The following is a 19,682-nucleotide window of genomic DNA, read 5'->3' as shown; positions in this document are numbered from 1 at the left end:
ACCAGCGGTCCAAGCTTATTTCCCAACCTGCTCAAACAATTCCTTTTCGGTATATTCCATACCGTCTTTAGGCGTTACATTCCTTAATTCTTTTATTTTTTCCGGTTTCAAACCTTTAGGATGAACTGAAAATGCATTGGTCACATAGGATATTATATCCGATATATCCTTGTCGGAAAGATTCTTGTTATACTTAAGGCCTGGCATTTGATGGTTCTCATCATATACTTCCCCCTTAATATTCAGAGGCCCCTTTAGGCCATGGAGAATAATGAGCCCCAATTGTTCCAAATGCGTAGAAATATATTCCGAGCCTACCAAAGGTGGTGCCAATCCTCGGATACCTTCTCCACTGGACGAATGACATGAGGCACATATTTGACGGAACAAAATAGCTCCATTGGTCCTAGAATCCGCTCTTGCAATTTTTGTTGAATAAATATAATTCGGCTTATCATTGCCCTTCCTTTCCACACTCTCATATGTTAGCCTGGCAAGGTCCGAATCCTTAAGGTCTTCCTGTTGTCCCAGTTGGGTACCAAGAGTTGAAAGAACATCTTCCGATCCGCTGACAATGGCCTCCTGGTAAATTTTATTGTCACTGTATTTATTGGCCAAATCGTACATTAAGGGAAAAAAGACTGCTTCATCGTATTTGGCCCAAATTCCCAATGTAGTTGACAGGTACAGATCCAACATGGGCTCATCCCTGTACATCACCCCTTTAAAGAGTTCCTTGGCCTTGGACACATTATTTTTAGATGCAAAATCCTCCATTAAAACAATAGCATGGGACGATGCTTCCGGGCTTCCATTTTGAACGATGTTGAATAAGAAATCGAAGGACAGGGCATTGAGTCCCTTCAACACATAAAGGGCGTGTAATTGCGCCAAAGGACTTTCATTGTCCAAAGCCATTTCCTTTAATGCCGGCAAGTTTTCCTGATTATTTTTCTGAATCAAATACTGCTGGGCCCTATCACGCACCCATCCATTGGGATCCTTCAAGGATGCGACCAATTGGGCCCCTGAAAAAGTCTCCAGATCAGGAATGCTCCTCGCTGATTTGTCTTTGCTTCTAATCCTCAAGATCCTACCATAGTCCAGTATGGTATCCAATTTCTTCTGTGCCGATAATTTTTTCAAATACGGGCTCAAAAATGCATAATGTTGTATTACACCGCGATGCATATCCACAACATACATATTCCCATCGGGCCCTGTTGCCAAGTTCACCGGACGGAACCCTTCATCCGTAGAAGCCAAAAACTCCTTGCCCTGCCAAGCTTGCTTGGCCTCAACCCGATCTCCATGAAAAGACAGGACATTTCTTTTGATCAAATTGACTTCCGGAACACATACAAAAACATTCTGATCGTAATCCTCAGGAAACATCCCGCCCCTATATACCAATGGACCACAGGCAGCAGTAACATTCACCAATAAACTATCCTGGTTTAAAACCCCTTCTTCATATCCCCGGTTTACTGAGGCCGCATGAAGTGGATAAACACGTTGATCCTTGGTCAATGCCTCATCCACCCCTTTTTGGGGAATAAAATACTTGTTCCTGATCAATCTATTGGGCAAAATATGATCGCCCAATAATTGAGTGGAATTATTGTTGTAATAAAGCCTTCCGAAATTATCATGGGAAATTCCCCACTGCCCTCTTTGGGTAGTAGGTTCCTTTTTCCACACGCCATTCTTACGCTGATATCTAAAATTGGATTTGGCATTATAGATCCAGTTATCCATATTCATCATTAATCCATTGGGCTGATGTTCAGGATTACCTACGGTAGCGTAAAGCGAATCTACAAGTACCCGGTTAACCGGTTTATCATTCTCAATTTCCACAAACCACAAGTTAGGGGATTCCGCATACAAAAGCCCCCCATACACCAAAGCCAAAGCTCTAGGCATCACCAAACTATCCAAAAAGGTTTTGGCGTGGTCCATAATTCCATCTTCATCAAGATCCTCAAGAATTTTAATGGATCCACTTGGCAAATCTTCCCCATCCCCTTCCAAATTGAGCATAAATCCAGTCATTTCAGCGACCCAAATCCGTCCCTTGGAATCGAAATCTATTGCGACAGGTGCTGTTAAAAGGGGTTCGGACGCCACCAGTTCCAGTTCAAAACCTTCTTCCAACCTATAATCCTCAAAGGAAATCCGAGGTTCCTGGAAGGAAGGTTTACATGCAATAACAATAAGCGAAAGGAAAAAACAAAATGATAATCTCATTAATATTGGTAGTTTGTATTCTGAAAGTCTGACAAGGGCACTAAATTAATACAGAGGCTTTTAAAATACTAATGGATTAATATATATTTGGCAAAAAACAGACCATCAGCACAATACGTTATATTTTTGGAGAGTATTACAGTTATTGCACCATAGAAACCACGACTAAAGTCATCGGCATACAAAGTATGCCTTGCCTCTTGAAGGAGCAGTGGGTTTTGAGGTTGGAAGGCATGCCTCCCCCTAGCCTTCAATTTCTTGGGCCAGTTCCCTAATTTTGACATCCGTCAAAGGTTTAGCTATAAAACCATTGACCGTGTTATATTTACTGGCGCGTTCCATATCCCTGGAATCTACAGATGAACTTAAAATATAGATTTTAACGTCTTTTTTTCCGGACAATTTACCAAACTCTTCCAAAAACTCCCAGCCGTCCATAATGGGCATGTTCAAATCCAAGAAAATAACCTCCGGCAACCCTTGTTCCGATTCTATTAGGGGGATTATTAGGTCCAGAGCTTCTTTTCCGTTTTGACAGATAAGAAAATCAGAGGCAAAATCATTATTCCTTAAAAGAATTTTAGAGCCAAAAATAAATATGGGATCATCATCAATTATGCAAATCGTATTAGTCGTCATTCCAGTGTCTATGGTTTATTAATGCTCTTAAAAAACCCAAATCTTCTTACTCTATAGAATTGGTTAACTACTAATATAATTGATTTTTATCAATTTATTACCTTTAATTGATGTTAACAAATTGGCATCTGTTAAATATTACGACTTTCATGTTTTGACAAAATCACAATTACAGAACAACAAAATGGATTACATCTTACAAAACAATTCTAAAATATGTTGTGAATTTTGTACCCTGGTTTAATGTGCTTTCCACTTCGATCCACCCCCCCATGGCTTCGATTTGATTCTTACTGATAAAAAGTCCGATACCCCGTGCTTCAGGGTGATTGTGAAATGTTTTGTACATCCCAAAAAGCTTGGAGCCATGTCTGTCGAGATCGATTCCAAGTCCGTTATCCGCAAAACTTAAAAAAGCATATTCCCCCTTTCTTCCACTGGTTATGTTCAACTCCGGCAATCGTTCGGGAGATTGATACTTGATAGCGTTTGTAATAAGGTTTAGAATAATACTTTCCAAATAGGCATGCACCGCCAATACATTGATATTGGCATCTACCGCCAAATGTATTGTAGCACCATTTTTCTTGACCAACGGACCAACTATCTTCATGGCATTCTGCACCCTTTTTAGTAAATTTTGGGAAGTTAAGGTAGAACTCACTTTTGAATTTATCTCCACAATCTCGCTTAGCTGGTGGATAGTTTCGTTCATATTATCCGAAACCAGTTTAATTTTGCGATAATATTCATTTTCAACTATTCTGGGATCCTCTTGCAAGACAAGGTCCAAAAGCATCGTAATATTGCTTGTGTGCGATCTTAAGTTATGGGAAACAATATGGGCAAAGTTGATTAGACGATTGTTGTGCTCCGTCAAATTCTCGGTCAACTGCTTCTTATCGGAGATATCCTGGATTTGGGCCACGAAATGTATAAGTTCGCCCTTGTCATTCTTTACGGCCGCTACGGCCTCATAAATCCAAATATAGCTTCCGTTCCTATGCCTACAGCGCTTCTCAGCTCTAAATCCACTCTGTGTAGCAATGGTACTTTCAAACAATTGCCTAGCTCCTTCCAAATCCTCCGGGTGCACAAAATCCAGCACCGTTTTTTCAAGAATCTCCTTTTCCCCATAACCCAATATTTCACAGATTTTTGGATTGGCCTTTCGCAATCTACCATTCAAATCTATGACAAGCATACCTATGGCGACATGTTCAAAGGTTTGTCTTAATTCCTCTTCTTTTAATGCCAAATCCCTAGTCATCCTAGTGGATTCGTCAATATCTTGGAAAAAACCGTATAGCCTAACACATTTTCCATTGACCACCTCCGGGATGCCAATGGTCCTTGACCAAAAAACCTTATTGGTTTTGGTAACTACTTTCAGCTCACGATCAAAACCCTTGCCTTTATCCATGGCCGTCCTTAAAGCCTCAATGATGATTTCGCGATGTTCCCCTTCCTGAAAAAATGAATAGACCTCCTCCAGTGTTGGAACATAATCTTCTGGAACCCCTACCATCTTTTTTATGGTCGGACTCCAGTAAACGGTATTATCCCCTAAATGGAGCTCCCAGATTCCGATTCGCACCGTTTCATTGATGCGCTGCATAATTTCGGCATTATGCGCCAATAACAATTCGTTTTGTTTGCGTTCGGTTATATCTTGAATTTGGGATACGAAATGAATTACCTCCCCCTGATCGTTGTGTATTGCGGACATAGATATGTTTGCCCATATTACCGATCCATTTTTGTGAAAAAACCTATGTTCCAGTCTTATAAACTTATGTATGCCGTGGAACAGTTCCTCAATATATTCCCTATTAATCTTTAAGTCGTCCGGATGGGCAATGTTCACTAGGTCCATTTCCTGCAATTCAGGCTCATCGTACCCAAAGATTTGACAGAAACTCTTGTTCGCCCTTAATAATTTATTTTCATTATTTATCAAGGCCATGCCTATGGCCGAATGATTAAAGGTTTGCCTAAATTGCTCTTCCCTAAATCTAATTTCCAATTGGACCTTTTTAATTTCATCAATGTCCTGTATAAGTCCGTACAGTTTTGCACACTCATTGTCCCTGTGCTCGGAGACCCCGATTACCCTTACCCATTTTAGGTGTCCGTCTACAGTTTTTAATTGTAACTGTTCATCAAATTCCATAGGCTCTTTTAGAGCCTTATCCACTATTAACTTAATACGCTGCCTATGAACACCTTCCGAATAAAAATTCAATCCTTTTTCCCATGTTGGTGCATATTCCCCTGTTACGCCGTGAATTTGTTTGGCAACCTTACTCCAAAATACAGTACCTTCCTTCTGATCAATCTCCCAATAGCCAATTTTTGCCGTTTCACTGGAGCGTTCAAAAAGGTTCTTATATTTTTCCACCAACAGCTCATTGGACTTCCTATGGGTAACGTCATAATGTATGCCGGAAATTATTTCTGGTCGCCCCTCGGCATCTACTTTTGTAATTTCGCCACGACTAAGTATCCAGACCCAGTTACCATCTTTATGGCGCATTCTAAATATCTGTTCTTTGGTCTTTTTCCCGTCTATATGTGCCTTTAGGGTATCTACAAGAATCCCAATATCTTCTTGATGCACAAGGTTCAAAAAACGATCATGGGTAAAAGGTTCCAGCTCTGCCAAGGTATAGCCTATCATCTCTGCCCAGCGTTCATTGTAAATCACCATCCCGGTCTTCAGGTTGCTCTCCCATATTCCTACATTGGCACCCTTGATCACATTTTTATAATAGGTCTTTTTGGCGTTTATATTGATTTCGGTCTGCTTATATTTTTCAATGCTGAGCGCCACCCCTAAAAGGCCGTTGCCATTCCGGGAATCTTCGGACACCGACCTACCCCTAAGATTGAACCATAAGGAATGCCCTTTTACGTGATTCAGTCTTACATCAATATTGAATGGGGATTTGCCTTTTTTGGCTATATGGATTTTATAGGCATTTTGAAAAATCTCCAAGTCGTCGCTATGTATCAATGACAAAAAATCGACTGAAATAGCGTCCTCATCCAACTGTGGGGAATAGCCAAGGAATTGGGCCAGTTTATTATTTACAGCACCATCTTCCGGATTTTTCACATCCCAACGCCATAGACCATCAACACAGCTCTGCTCCACAAAATTGACAAAATCACCTTCCCTCTGCAAAAGATCTCTAAAACCAATTTGCATAGTAGTATTATAGTTTTTAGGCATAAAACTTCCTTAAAATAAATAAATAAACTTCCCTAAACGTTCTCCCCACGCCAAAATTATATTAAAATCATGGCACTGTAGACAAACCAATTTATTTCATTAATGCCTGTACTAGACCAATATGGTCCAAGCACACACTTAGTACCTTAATTCAATTGCAACTAAAAAGGAGAGGGGGGGTACCTTGTAGTCGTAAAATATTCCCTAAAAATTGACCTGAAACTTTGCAGACGCAACTATTTCAGTATCAAATATAAACAAAGATATGCTTACGGCTTACAACATGTAGTAGATTCCTTGTTAAATAGCTTCCTTTCTATGTAATCCCTGTAGGGAAAAACAATAAACCACGAGTAAGGAAGTACATTTTAAACTCCCTATACAAACGTTTTTAAGGGTTGAACCATTTTCCAAAACAATGAAGGGTCAAGAAATAAAGTGGGCACCAATCAAAGATAGTACAATACCATTGTTCTTGACCCCAGACCTATCAATAGATCCAATATATTAGGCAGAATTTCTACTTGCGTTTATATTACCGTACAATGACCTAATTACTATTTTCTCATACAACTCTTTATATTCTGTGTCCTTACTCATTTGTTGAAGGGCAAATTGCTGGATTACCAATAGCGGCAATACTATATTTTCCCTAATTTTAACCGATTCCCTTGAAACCGACTCTTTCTCCATCAAAATTTTGGAATCCGATATAAGCAACAACATTTCTTTGGACAGAAGATATTCCTCGTAAAGAATGTTCCAAAATTCACCATATTCCTTGTCATCTTTCATGTAGCTGGTCAATTCAAAATAACACTTGGCCAAAGACATCATACTATTGAGCATCAGGGCCTTGAACAGCGGCACCTCTTTGAACAACTTTTTCAGTTCCTCCAATCTTCCTTGGTCTTTTAAAATCTTAATAGCCGTTCCAATGCCAAAGTAGCCCGGAACATTCTGTTTAAGCTGACTCCATGAGCCTACAAATGAAATGGCCCTCAAATCCGTGAGTTCCAGTTTTTTCTTATGGCCTCTTTTACCTGGCCTACTCCCAATATTTGCCTTTTGGTAGTATTTTAAAGTACTCTTGTTTTCCAAATAAGCAATAAACTTGTCATGATTCTTTAAAGCATCGTACTTCTCAAAACTTAGATCCGACAACGATTCCAATAATTGTCTTGATTCTTTGGAAATAACATTTTCCTTTCCAAACAAATTATTGGAAAGACCTGCCGTCAACAATTGTTCGGAATTATGGATAAACTGCTCCTTAGTGCCGTAGGTACTGGTTATAGTCTGCCCTTGAATGGTCAGTTGAATTTCATTATTGGCAATATCCTTTGTCTGTGCGGCATAAAATCTATGGGTTTTTCCCCCTCCACGGGCCGGAGGTCCACCACGTCCGTCAAAAAATATAGCCTTTATATTGTTCCGATCGCATACGGCAGATAATTTTTCCTTGGTTTTGAAAATTTCCCAATTTGCTTTCACATATCCACCGTCCTTGGTACCATCTGAAAAGCCGAGCATAATAGTTTGCTTATCATGGCGCTGGGCCAAATGTTTTTTATAAGCGGGAAGGTCGAACAATTCTGTCATTGTATTTTCGGAACTTTCCATGCCTTTCATGGTTTCGAACAGGGGAATAATATCAAAGGTTATCTTATCCGATTCCCAACCACACCATCTAAAGAGTCCATACACAAAAAGTACGGAAAAAATATTCTCGGAATTACTAATAACATATCGGTTACAACCCTCTTCGCCATTTTTCTCCTGAATCCCCCTTAATTGTAGAATATTTTGGATGGTTTCCTTAACGATATCCTCGTCATAATTCTGTACTTGTAGATCTATATCCTTATGGATTAAAATATCTATCAATTCCTGCTTATCCAATTCCCCAATATTCTCCGAAATTAATCCGTTCGCCTTTAGGATAGCCTCTACCACCTGGGTGTGAACACTATGGTCTTGCCTAATATCCAAGGTGGCAAAATGTGTCCTGAAGATCTTAACCTTATCTATAAGATGATCCAAATCCTTTAGATAGAGCTTATGGTATTTACCAATTAGCGCCGACCTTATCTCAAGAAGGGGTTCAATAATTTCATCATAGCGCATAACCGTATTGGCATCGAACATAGTGTTGTACAAGCGCCCCCTTAAATTGGAAATCACGTCCTGTAGGTCCCTAAAGGTCAGTTTTTGCTGTAAGTTTTTTACATCGTGATAATAACATTTCATTAGGGTAATTCGCAACTCATCGGCTACGTCTTTGGTAATACTGGAGGTTACAAAAGGATTCCCATCCCTATCCCCTCCTGGCCAAAATCCCAATTTCATGATATTGTGATTGTTGAAATCCATGTCGCCAATATTATCCTTGATATAAGCATAAAGCTCCCCAACAGCATCATAATATACATTCCTTAGAATATAAATTATGTTTTTTGCCTCATCCAAGGGTGTTGGCTTTTTGGCATTGATCAAGGAGGTGAGACCCAATTGTTGTAGCACCAGATCAATATCATTGATTTTGTTCTCCAAAATAAGGTTCCTTAAATTTCCTATGATATCCAGGACGGCCGGAGTATAAAACTGGGTAGGGTGGGCCGTTAAAACGATTCGGGCACTAAAGGTCGACAGTTTTTCCGATATCTGGTCCCAACTTTTATTCTTGTCCACCAATTGAAAATAATCACCAATAGTAAGGGAACTACTGTGCTTCTGGAGCTGTGGAAAAGCAGCGTCCTCAACGCTATCATACAATACTACCTGTCTTTCAACATACTGAATAATTCTGAACATAAAATCTATCCTGTCCTTTTCCGAATCAATATTGGCATAGTTCTGAAAAAAGGCATCCAAAATTTCTTGGGGATTTTTCCCGGATTTCAATCCCGTTTCGGCCTGATGCAGCAATAATGGTATTAGCATTCCTACATTTTCAATATTTCGATAGGGCAAATTAAGGAACAGGCTATTATAAATATTGAACTTGTTCTGTACCGATTTTTTAAACTCGTCTAATCTCTCTGATTGAAGCATACATCTTTAATTACATTCTACATAATCATCGTTCCAATATTATGGGAACATGAATTTCAAGCAATAAATATCGGCATATTTTTAGATTTGAAGGTGGAATAATGTGCCAAACATCAAAATTTAATGGGGACACCTCATAATCAATAGACTTGACAACAATAATTTTAAACACGGAATGTAAGGAGGTACATTTACATTGTAATCATTAAAAGTAATTTTTTCATTTTCATATAGTGTTCTCGTAAAAGAGCTTTGTCTTACCGGCAAGGCTCTTTTTAGTTTGGCCCTATGGAAAACCCAACATATTAAAACGGAAGGCATACAAAAAGATTTCTGCTCCTTACCTCCCCAATACTTCCTGCCTCGTGCCAATAAAATGGCAAGCAATGCAAACCTTTGCACAATTAACACAAACCTATCTTAATATTTACATTATATTTAAATATCTATTCATATATTTAACAATACTATATTGCATATGATCAAGGGCCCCAATCTATTATAGGCTATGTAGGCACCACTCTTGAGGTGGTCTCCACAAATAAGACAAATTTGTAATCAGGGTCTCCCAAAATCAAAATCCCCAAAGGCAATTGGTATAAAAAAAACAAACCATGAATAACTTAACCAAAACCTCATTCCCGATTATTTTCTTTTTATTATTCAATCCCTTAAACGCAAAAGAAACCTCAAAAGATTCTGTAGACTTTTATTTAAATGCAGTTCATAATCTTGTGCACAATAAGAATGACTTCAAGGAAAATTTTTTGGATATTGAATTTTTACTCGATAAAAATAAGAATGCCCAAGGTAAAGAAAAGGTGCTGACCTTATTAAATCTATTCACCGTCTACATCTATAAATCCGCCGAACTGGCCAACACTTACAACGAAAAGGCCATGTTGCTTTCGGAGAAATTGGCATTTAAGGAAGGAACTCTCAAGGCAAACTATAACAGGGCCTATTTTTTGTTCGTCCTCGGTGATTTTGAGGAGTCCATGAAAAAGGTCCTTGAGGTTCAGAAAGTAGTTGGCCCTAGCGCCTACCCCGAGATTTACGCCGATATTTCAACCTTAAAATCATACATCCATTCAGAAAGGGGGGAGTATGACAAGGCTTTGGAAACCGGTCTAAGACTTTTGGATAGTGCAGAAAAAAGCAAAAACGACTATCTTTTAATGAAGGCCAATTCCGCATTATCCCATTATTATTTAAGAATTGAGAACTATTCCAAATCCCTTAGTTATTGCCTAGAAGGCCTACACTACATACTTAAACTTAAAAAAACGCAATATATATACCCGAAAATAGATGAAATTGCCCGCATGACGGCAAAATTGAACGATCCCAAGGGGGCCCTTAAAATTTATGCCTTTTTTCTGGAAATAGAAAAACAACTGCCCCCCGCAGGTAGCTATATATTGGCATCGGTACATAGCAATATGGCCAATATTTATATGTCCGTTGGAGAACACGAAAAGGCATTGACACACATTTCCAAAGCCTTGGAAATTAATTTCAAAAATAATTATCTTTTTAGGATACCAAGGGCACTTACCGTACAGGCCGAATTGTATTTGCAGATCAAGGACACTGCACAAGCCATATCCAATTATGAAAAAAGCATTGAAGCTGCAGAAAACATTGATGCTTTTGATGTTGTAAAGCGAAATAGTTATGTTTTGGGCCAACTATATGAGAAAACCCACCAACTTTCCAAGTCGGACGATTATAAATCCTTGTACAAAGCCATAAACGATTCATTGTTCACCAATGAAAAGGAGCAAAAAATCATTATTCTGGAGACCAAAAGAAAAATAAAGGAGGTTTTGCAGAATAAAAAAATACTGGAATTGGAAAACAAAGCCCAAAAAGCAAAATTCAGGGCCATTATCATGGTTCTCGCTTTACTATTTATTATCAGTACTATTTCCTTGTATTCCTATCTGAAGGTAAGGAAGAAAAACAGGCTGCTCTTGCTAAGAACGATCGATCTGGCAGAAATTCAGCTAAGGATGAGCGAAAAGATCAATGGATTTCAACATATGGAAACCCAATGGTCCATTGAAAGAAAAAGCGCCGATATCCCTAAAACACAGCCTAGATTGGATAAGGATATCAAGAATATTATTTTGACCAAATTGGAAAAACTGGAAAAGGAAAACTTTTTCTTGGACCCGAATTGTAATTTACACCAACTTTCCGAACAACTAAAAACCAACCCCAAATACCTTTCCCAAGTTATAAATCAGGAAAAAAAATCCAATTTCAACAATTACATCAACGAATTAAGAATAAACTACTTACTCCCCCTACTACTGAAGAATATAGAATTCAGGAACAGCAAATTAAGTTACATAGCCTTTTCCCTGGGTTACAACAATCTAAACACCTTTAATGCGGCTTTTAAAAAGAGATTGGGCATTCTTCCGTCCAACTTTATAAATGAACTTAATAACGCCTTTGAAGTTAAAAGCAAATCTCCAGCGCTACCTTCCTATAAACTAAAAAAGATTGGATAGAACTCCATTATTTCAGTTTTAACCTTTCTTATTGCTTTTATCACCCTACATTGCCAAAGCTACTGCCCTCCACTAACAGTCCCCTAGGATAGGAACCGGTAACGCAATATAATCGTTATAAACACTCCAGGGAGATCCAAATAAACAGACTGTCAAAATTATTTCCATTACCATAAAGGATCTCTGGGGATAAGGCTTAACAGTCCTAATATAACCAACCCAAAACGCGCAAAAACAAAAAGGCAGCACCCACAACGGGTACTGCCTTTTAAAATTACTAAACTAATTAACTCAAACAAAAATTTTAATCCATATAAACAAAGGATTTAATCCTTTAAAAGGCTATTAATTATAACCGGGATTTTGAGGTGTTAAATTTGGATTGTTGATCATTTCCTGTTCCGGAAGAGGAAACAACAAATGTTTCTCTTGCAGTGCCTGGTCCGAACTAAGGTTAACATGTCCTACAAAATCATCAAATGTCCCTGTTTCGCTATTCAGGACTTTTCTTAGGCGCACCATGTCGAACCAAGTAATCTGTTCGTAGCACAGCTCATGCCACCTTTCCTTCCAAACCGCCTCCCTCAAGGAAGCTTGGGTAAAGGCTCCTAGTAAAGGAGTTGTCAACTCTGCACGATCCCTTATCCTGGTCAGGGCATCAACTGCGTCTTGATTTGGACCCGTGGCCTCATTGGCCGCTTCGGCATAGATCAATAATACCTCAGCAAAGCGAATAATAGGCATGTTCAAATTGTCCTTGGCAGTCCCTGGAACGCCAAATGTACCATTGGCAATAACATTAAAGTGCTTAAAAACATAAGGTGCACCTAAATCAAATAGGTCACCACTACCATTGGTATAATAGCTGCTATAGAACCAACCTTCACGGTCTACCGCCCTAAGATCACCGACCTCATAAGAGTTATAAAACTCGATTTCCGGTACAGTACTACCCGTTCCAGATGGCCCCCTATAGGTTACAGGTTGGAAATTGGGAAACATATTGCCCATGGGGTTTCCTGCTACTTCATCATTGTATTGCAGGCTAAAGACATGTTCTACCATATTGCCCAAAGTTTCATCGTGTACTTCCGCGTAGGTATCAAATAGGTCCAAGGGTCCTGCATTATCTATAACCTCTTTGGCCTTACTGGCCGCATCGGCATAGCGTGCCGTTTCGTTAAGTGGATGTCCGGCCATGGTAAGATATACCTTTGCCAACAAGGACTTAACCGCAGCCTGGGAAACCCTACCACTCTCATCCGTCCAGGACAGGCCTGCACTTTCTGCAGCCACTAGATCAGCTACGATCTGGTCGTATACCGCCTTTTGAGGACTACGGGTAGGATTAAAGTCTTCTGAAGTGGCACTCTGTGGCAAAGTAATCAGAGGAACATCGCCCCATAACCTAACGGCGTAAAAATAGCCCCAAGCCCTAAAAAATCGTGCCTCTCCCAAAACTTTGTTTTTCTGGGCCTCATCCATTTCTATGTTAGGCACATTTTCAAGTACCAAATTGGCATTGGCGATAAGTTTGTAAACTCCTCGCCACCAATTCCTGACATGCAAAGTATTTGCATCATAGGAGAGGGAATATAGGTTGTTCAAATCCGAATTCTGGGCGGTTTGGGTGGTAGAAGTACCTGTTGGGGCTTCCAACAATTGCCAGTTGGAGGAAAAAATCCCCGCACCATCACCTACAAACCTAGCATCCGCATAAACGGCCGCAATTGCCGATTCCGCATGTTTGGCCGTGGTGTAAAAACTGTCCGGAGTTAGATTTGATGGATCGGATTCATCCAAAAAATCGGAACAACCCACTGTTGTCAGCAACATTAGCGAACAGAGGTAAAACTTTCCAATGTGTTTAGTTATATCAAATTTCATAATATCTTATTTTAAATTTTGTTAATTACAGACCAACTTGCAGACCAATTACAAAGGTTGTCGATTTTGGATATTCATGCCACTTCATTCCCTGTGAGAAGACATTGTTGCCCTCACCACCACGAATAGGGGTTACCTCGGGATCTCCAAGTAGTTCATCATTTACCAATAAAAAGAAATTTTGTGCCGAAGCGTACAATCTCAATTTATTCAAATGCATACGCTCAACCAAGTTTTGATCAAAAGTATATCCTAACATAATGTTTCTACCACGTACAAAGGAACCATCCTTTACCCAATGTGAATCCACGTTGGTTACATAACCGGCACGTGTATCCCTAACCTGGGCTATCATGGTATCTTGATTATCTGGGGTCCATGCATCCAAAACTGTGGTATAGCTATTGGCAAGAGCCTGTCTGTCCTCACTGGAATGCAAGTTCATATCCATTACATCATTACCCCAGGAATATTGCAGTTCCAAGGTGAAATCCAAGTTCTTATAGGAAACATAGTTGGTTAGCGTTCCCCATGCAGTTGGGTATCCGTTTCCTATAATGGACCTATCCTCATCGTTAATTATATAATCTCCATTAAAATCCTTGTATTTTATATCTCCGGGTAAAATGGTTAGTCCGTTTCTATAACTTACAAATTTAGCGGCTTCAGCGGCCTCATCCGTACCCCAAGTTCCCAAACGGGTAAGTCCCCAGAAGGCGCCTACAGGTTCACCAACTCTAATAATACTGGTTTCGTTGGTTATCCCTGGTCCACCTACACCAAAAATATCCGAGGGTGTGGCCAAGGAAAGCACTTTGTTCCTGTTCATAGAAATATTGAAGCTAGTATTCCAGGTTACGTCCGGGGTCATAATATTCTTTGTAGATAGCCCAAATTCAAAACCTTTGTTCTGCATGGATCCCACATTTCTTCTTATGGTTGCATAACCACTGGATTGTGGAACAGGGGCATCCAAGAGCATATCGGTGGTTTTCCTGTAGTAATAATCCGCTTCCAGGCTAATTCTATTGTCAAATAGACCCAATTCCAGTCCAACATCGTATTGCGCAGTCTTCTCCCATTTCAAATCAGGGTTCGCCAGACGATTTAAGCCTGTACCACCAACACGACTATCACTCCATATGGCAGCATAATTGGAACTCAAGAGGGATAAGGAGGAATAGGGTGGTATTTCGGAGTTTCCTGTAACCCCATAACTTGTTCTAAGTTTAAGGTTGGAAATCAGCGAATTGTCTACCAAAAAATCCTCGTCCGAAATCCTCCAGGCAATAGCTGCCGAGGGGAAGAAGGAAAACTTGTTATTGTCACCAAATTTAGATGAACCATCGGCCCTACCTGTTACCGTAAACAGGTACTTTCCATAGAGGTTGTAATTCAAACGTCCAAAATAGGAGTTAAGGGCTTCCCTGTCTGCAAAGGACTGTACCGCAATATTGTCCGATCCTGCACCTAAGTTATTATATTTAAAGAAATCGGTAGGAAAATTTCTAGAATCTGCGTTGACATAGAACTGGTTGGACTGTTGCCATGATACTCCCAATAAAGCGGTCAATGAATTGTTTTCATTAATCTCCTTATTATAGGTCAAGTAGTTTTCAATAGACCAAAAAGTTTGTTTTTCATTACTCGCCTGAGCTCTAGCAACCGCATTATTATCCAAGACACTGTTGCGGAATTCATTGTTCTCCTGGGTAAGGATATTGGCACCGATTACAGTCCTCATTTCCAATTCCTTGGTTAAATTAAGATTGGTATAAAAACTTCCGGCCGTAGTCTGGGTATTTAAAATGTACTCGTTATTCTCTAACCAGTTCACCGAATTTCGGGTACCTTCAGCATAGGGATAATCCCTGTTATTGGCATATAGACCTTCCAATGGCCCCCCAGTATGTTTAGGACCAGGATAAAAAGGATAATCCTCTACCATTCTACGTGGCACCTGATCATTGGTATCTGCCAAATTCTCTGTCTGATTGTTATAACTCAAGGATCCCCCAATCTTTAGCCAGGTCTTAATCTGATCATCAATGGAAAATCTTCCGGAATAACGTTTTAAGTAGGTATTCTTAAGAAGACCCTGATCATCCCTAATACCAAGGGAGATGGCATATGTGGTTCTTTCATTACCGCCTGAAAAACCCAACTGATGGTTTTGCGACAACTTATGCTGCACCACTTCTTTGGACCAATCGGTATCATAAATTGCATTGCCCTCGCTATCGAACAAATAGGCAACATTGGGATTGGCTCTTTTAAGTCTTGGCTCATATTGGGCATAATTTCCGGCTGCCCAACCAGCAGGATCAAATTTTTGGGTGTTTTCCCAAGAAAGTTGTTCTATCATGGCATACTGCTCGGAATTTAAAACCTTAGCCCTGTTGGGGCCAAATTGGTTTACGCTATACTCTACATCATAGGTAACCCTTCCCTGTCCGGCACGACCTCTTTTAGTGGTTACCAAAATAACTCCGTTAGCACCACGGGCTCCATATATGGCAGTGGAAGAAGCATCTTTCAACACCTCGATGGATACCACATCGTTAGGGTTTAAATAATCTATGGCCGAACTAAAATTAGCCTGGTTACCTTGAGGCAACTGAACCCCATCTATAACATATAAGGGGTTGTTGGAAGAGTTAATAGAACTAAAGCCCCTTACCCGAATGTTGGATTTACCTCCTGGCCGACCCGAGTTGGTATTTACCTGTACCCCGGCAATCTTACCTGATAAGGCCTGATTTAAGGATGTGGCAGGACGTTCTTGAAGTTGATCGGCATCTACTTGACCTACTGCACCGGTAAGATCCGATTTTCGCTGGCTACCATAACCAATTAATACCACTTCTTCCAATTCGCTGGCATCTTCCTCCATAACAGCGTTAATTATAGATTTGCCTCCCACAGGTATTTCCATGGTCTTGAAACCTATATAACTGAAAACTAAAGTGGCATTACTACTTACATTGTCCAAGGAGTAATTACCGTCAAAATCCGTTTGGGTTCCATTGGTAGTACCTTTTACCAATACATTTGCCCCAGGCAAGGGTCCGGATGCATCCGAAACACTTCCTGTCACCGTTTGTGCCCCCACCAGTCCGAAACATAAAAATGCTCCTACTAGCAATAGGCATTTACCTAGTGTAATCTTCATAAATAATTTATTTTAGTTAGTTAATTGTTTTTAACTGCATATCCAGCCTAGTTATAAGCTTAAAACATACATCCGTTAAATATATCTTAAGGAAAATGGAATGTTGCGGATTACGAAAAAAAGAACTCTAAAATTCATGAATTTTAGAGTTCTTCCCTGAAATTTATCAAGTATTCCTAATCCTGACCCATATCTCCATGGTCAAGGTCATCTAAATAAAACAACTGATTACGGCTATAAAAGCGGGTACTTCCCATTTCCATGCCCCTACTTCATTTTATGCCCCATCCTTCTCATCCATTCTTGAAACAATCAAAAACGACCGCAACAGGTTCAACAAGTATGCAAACCTTTGCACAACAAATATTTCCCTATCTTTCCCATTATCAATAATTTATTGTTTTTTTGATTAGCACCCTCATATGAATATTAACGATAACCCATAGGTTTAAGCTTATTTATCTTTTGCATGAAAACGAGTAAAGAATTCCTGTACACAGTTACAACGCTATTATTTTGGATGACGTTCTTACCGGCCCAAAACAAAATGGAAGTTGATTATGTTAATCCACTAATAGGAACCCCATCAGCTGGTTTTATGGAAGGTAGGGATGGCGGTGGCACCATGCCCTGTGTAGGAACCCCTTTTGCCATGACGAATTTTGTGGCCCAGACACGGGAAAATAAGATCAGCGAAATGCCCTATGTCTATGAAGACAATACCATACAAGGATTTATGGCCACTCACCAGCCAACGGTTTGGATGGGCGATTATGGCTACGTATCCGTAATGCCACAAGTTGGGAAATTAAAGCTACTTCCCAAAGACCGGGCCATGCCCTTTAGCCATAAGGACGAACTATCCAAACCCAATTATTACAGCGTTTCCATGGGGGATAAGGGGCAAAAAATTAAAGGGGAAATAGCGGCTGCATCCCGCTGCGGCATTTTTCAATTCACATTTCCCAAGTCCGATGAATCCCATATCGTTATCCAGGGCATTAATATTACCGAGAACAAAAAGGCGTTTCACGGCTATATCCAAATAGATGAAAACAAAAGGGAAATTACCGGTTACAACCCGGAACGGATGTCTTCCCATTTGGGCCCTGAACTCAAAAACTTTAAGGGATATTTCATAATTCAATTTGACAAATCCTTCGAGCGATACGGAACTTGGAATTCATTTAGGACGGAGCCCGATATTACAGAAATGGGCAAAGAGCAGACCGGTGCCAGAATGGGCGGTTACATAAGTTTTAAAACGGAAAAAAATGAAAAGGTAAAAGTTAAAATTGCCACTTCCTTTATAAGCCTGGAACAGGCCCGAGAAAACCTATCCAAGGAAATACCGGATTGGGACTTTAATAAAGTAGTGGAAAATACCCGGGATATTTGGCAAGAAAATTTATCCAGAATTCAGGTAAACGGAGCAACGGAAGATCAAAAAAGTATTTTCTACACTGCCTTGTTCCACACCATGTTGTTTCCCAGGGAGTTTTCAGAATACGGACGCTATTACAGTCCGTTCGACGACAAGGTCCATGAAGGGGTTTCGTATAACGACTACTCCCTCTGGGATACTTTTAGGGCCCTGCATCCGCTTCTACATTTTACAAATCCCGAACGGGTAAGCCCCATGATACAATCCTTATTACAAATGTACCAAGAGGGAGGATGGCTTCCAAAATGGCCTAATCCCACTTATACCAACATCATGACCGGGACCCATGCAGACGCTGTAATTGCAGATGCCTATATAAAGGGCTTTAGGGATTACGACCTTGATCTGGCTTATGAAGCCGTCAGAAAAAATGCCATGCACCCACCCTATAGGGACACGGAAAAGCCTTGGGGAGATCGGGATGAAGGTACTTTATATGAAGCAAGGGGCGGACTCACCTATTACCACTCCCTGGGATATGTTGCGGCAGATAAAACGCGGGAATCCGTAACACGGACCATTGAATTTGGCATAGATGATTACAGCATTGCCCAAATGGCAATGGATATGGGTAAAACGGAAGATTATGAGCGATTAATGGGGTGGAGCAAAAACTACAAAAACCTTTATAATAAAGAGACTGGCTTTCTAAATGCGCGACTATATAATGGCGATTGGGACAAAAACGTACAGGAAGGTTTTACCGAAGGGGGCCGATGGACTTATTTATTTGGTGCTATGCACGATATTGAAGGAAGTATTGAACTCTTTGGGGGAAAGGAGAAATATGCCGCTAAATTAAATGAAAATTTTGATGGACTACATTACCGTCATGATAATGAGCCGGGGCATCATTACGCCTACTTGTTCAATTATGCAGGGCAGCCATGGAAGACCCAGGAGCTTATCCGCAAGCATACCTCAACCATCAATTATAGAAATCACCCTCTAGGGATCAACGGGAATGATGATTGTGGGCAAATGTCAGCCTGGTATGTTTTTGGAGTTATGGGATTTTATCCGGTTACTCCCGGAACGGAAATATTTGCCATTGGGGCACCTCAATTTCCAGAATTCAAGCTTAGCCTACAAAAGAACGGAGAACCAAAATCTTTTAGGATCATAGCAAAAAACCTGTCCGAGGAGAATATGTACATTCAATCCTTAAAATTGGATGGAAAGGTATTGGATGAACCCTTTATTACCTATACCCAAATAATGAATGGCGATGTCCTTGAATTTGAAATGGGAAAAAGCCCCAATCCCACTGCCTTCAAAAACAATTAGAATGGAGTGACGTTAATTTGGGACCTTCTGAATGATTCCAAAATAGAATAAACGGATGGATGAATTATTAAGGCACTTTCAGGAGTTAGCTTAATTTTGTAGAACACATAGAATATTAACTGCCCTTAGATTTTATTTAGGGTCATTTTTTTATGCCCGATCATGATTTTTGGACAGGAGGTATGCTCTTGG

The 19,682-nt window shown here is 40.0% G+C and carries 8 protein-coding genes; 2 read left to right on the top strand and 6 right to left on the bottom strand.

Annotation, left to right across the window (positions count from 1 at the left end; all coding sequences use genetic code 11):
* Positions 1 to 15 precede the first annotated feature (15 nt).
* The 4 genes from QSE00_RS12055 to QSE00_RS12040 all read right to left on the bottom strand — a co-directional run bounded on the left by QSE00_RS12055 (position 16) and on the right by QSE00_RS12040 (position 9,178).
* A complete protein-coding gene (locus QSE00_RS12055; RefSeq protein WP_286106166.1) occupies positions 16 to 2,250 on the bottom strand; it encodes a DUF7133 domain-containing protein in 2,235 nt (744 codons plus the stop codon).
* A 243-nt stretch (positions 2,251 to 2,493) separates the two neighbouring features.
* Complete coding sequence (locus QSE00_RS12050; protein WP_286106165.1) at positions 2,494 to 2,889, bottom strand: response regulator; 396 nt, start codon at positions 2,887 to 2,889, stop codon at positions 2,494 to 2,496.
* A 196-nt stretch (positions 2,890 to 3,085) separates the two neighbouring features.
* Positions 3,086 to 6,100, bottom strand: a complete 3,015-nt coding sequence (locus QSE00_RS12045; RefSeq protein WP_286106164.1) for a PAS domain S-box protein — start codon at positions 6,098 to 6,100, stop codon at positions 3,086 to 3,088.
* Positions 6,101 to 6,631: 531 nt separating this feature from the next.
* Positions 6,632 to 9,178 (bottom strand): phosphoenolpyruvate carboxylase, encoded by a 2,547-nt coding sequence (locus tag QSE00_RS12040; protein ID WP_286106163.1) that lies wholly within the window; start codon positions 9,176 to 9,178, stop codon positions 6,632 to 6,634.
* 614 nt (positions 9,179 to 9,792) lie between these two features.
* Between QSE00_RS12040 and QSE00_RS12035 the strand changes: the two genes are divergently transcribed.
* Positions 9,793 to 11,700 carry a tetratricopeptide repeat protein gene (locus QSE00_RS12035; protein WP_286106162.1) on the top strand — a complete coding sequence of 636 codons (1,908 nt, stop codon included), beginning with the start codon at positions 9,793 to 9,795 and terminating at the stop codon, positions 11,698 to 11,700.
* A 345-nt stretch (positions 11,701 to 12,045) separates the two neighbouring features.
* On the opposite strand, the gene QSE00_RS12030 is transcribed toward QSE00_RS12035, so the two are convergent.
* Together QSE00_RS12030 and QSE00_RS12025 are read right to left on the bottom strand one after the other, a co-directional pair.
* Positions 12,046 to 13,587 (bottom strand): RagB/SusD family nutrient uptake outer membrane protein, encoded by a 1,542-nt coding sequence (locus QSE00_RS12030; RefSeq protein ID WP_286106161.1) that lies wholly within the window; start codon positions 13,585 to 13,587, stop codon positions 12,046 to 12,048.
* A 25-nt stretch (positions 13,588 to 13,612) separates the two neighbouring features.
* Positions 13,613 to 16,759: a SusC/RagA family TonB-linked outer membrane protein gene (locus tag QSE00_RS12025; protein ID WP_286106160.1), complete on the bottom strand. Its 3,147-nt coding sequence runs from the start codon at positions 16,757 to 16,759 to the stop codon at positions 13,613 to 13,615.
* 469 nt (positions 16,760 to 17,228) lie between these two features.
* Here QSE00_RS12025 and QSE00_RS12020 point away from each other — a divergent pair, with 469 nt between their 5' ends.
* Positions 17,229 to 19,490: a GH92 family glycosyl hydrolase gene (locus tag QSE00_RS12020; protein WP_286106159.1), complete on the top strand. Its 2,262-nt coding sequence runs from the start codon at positions 17,229 to 17,231 to the stop codon at positions 19,488 to 19,490.
* Positions 19,491 to 19,682 lie beyond the last annotated feature (192 nt).

This window comes from Arenibacter flavimaris (genome assembly GCF_030291335.1).
Taxonomy (GTDB): Bacteria; Bacteroidota; Bacteroidia; order Flavobacteriales; family Flavobacteriaceae; genus Arenibacter.
Note: the sequence above shows the minus strand (reverse complement) of the source record. Positions and strands in the feature narration are given on the sequence as shown.

What these genes read in the sequence shown, in the direction of transcription:
- QSE00_RS12055 (WP_286106166.1), bottom strand. Translation starts at nt 2,250, where the DNA reads ATGAGATTATCATTTTGTTTTTTCCTTTCGCTTATTGTTATTGCATGT.
- QSE00_RS12050 (WP_286106165.1), bottom strand. Translation starts at nt 2,889, where the DNA reads ATGACGACTAATACGATTTGCATAATTGATGATGATCCCATATTTATT.
- QSE00_RS12045 (WP_286106164.1), bottom strand. Translation starts at nt 6,100, where the DNA reads ATGCAAATTGGTTTTAGAGATCTTTTGCAGAGGGAAGGTGATTTTGTC.
- QSE00_RS12040 (WP_286106163.1), bottom strand. Translation starts at nt 9,178, where the DNA reads ATGCTTCAATCAGAGAGATTAGACGAGTTTAAAAAATCGGTACAGAAC.
- QSE00_RS12035 (WP_286106162.1), top strand. Translation starts at nt 9,793, where the DNA reads ATGAATAACTTAACCAAAACCTCATTCCCGATTATTTTCTTTTTATTA.
- QSE00_RS12030 (WP_286106161.1), bottom strand. Translation starts at nt 13,587, where the DNA reads ATGAAATTTGATATAACTAAACACATTGGAAAGTTTTACCTCTGTTCG.
- QSE00_RS12025 (WP_286106160.1), bottom strand. Translation starts at nt 16,759, where the DNA reads ATGAAGATTACACTAGGTAAATGCCTATTGCTAGTAGGAGCATTTTTA.
- QSE00_RS12020 (WP_286106159.1), top strand. Translation starts at nt 17,229, where the DNA reads ATGAAAACGAGTAAAGAATTCCTGTACACAGTTACAACGCTATTATTT.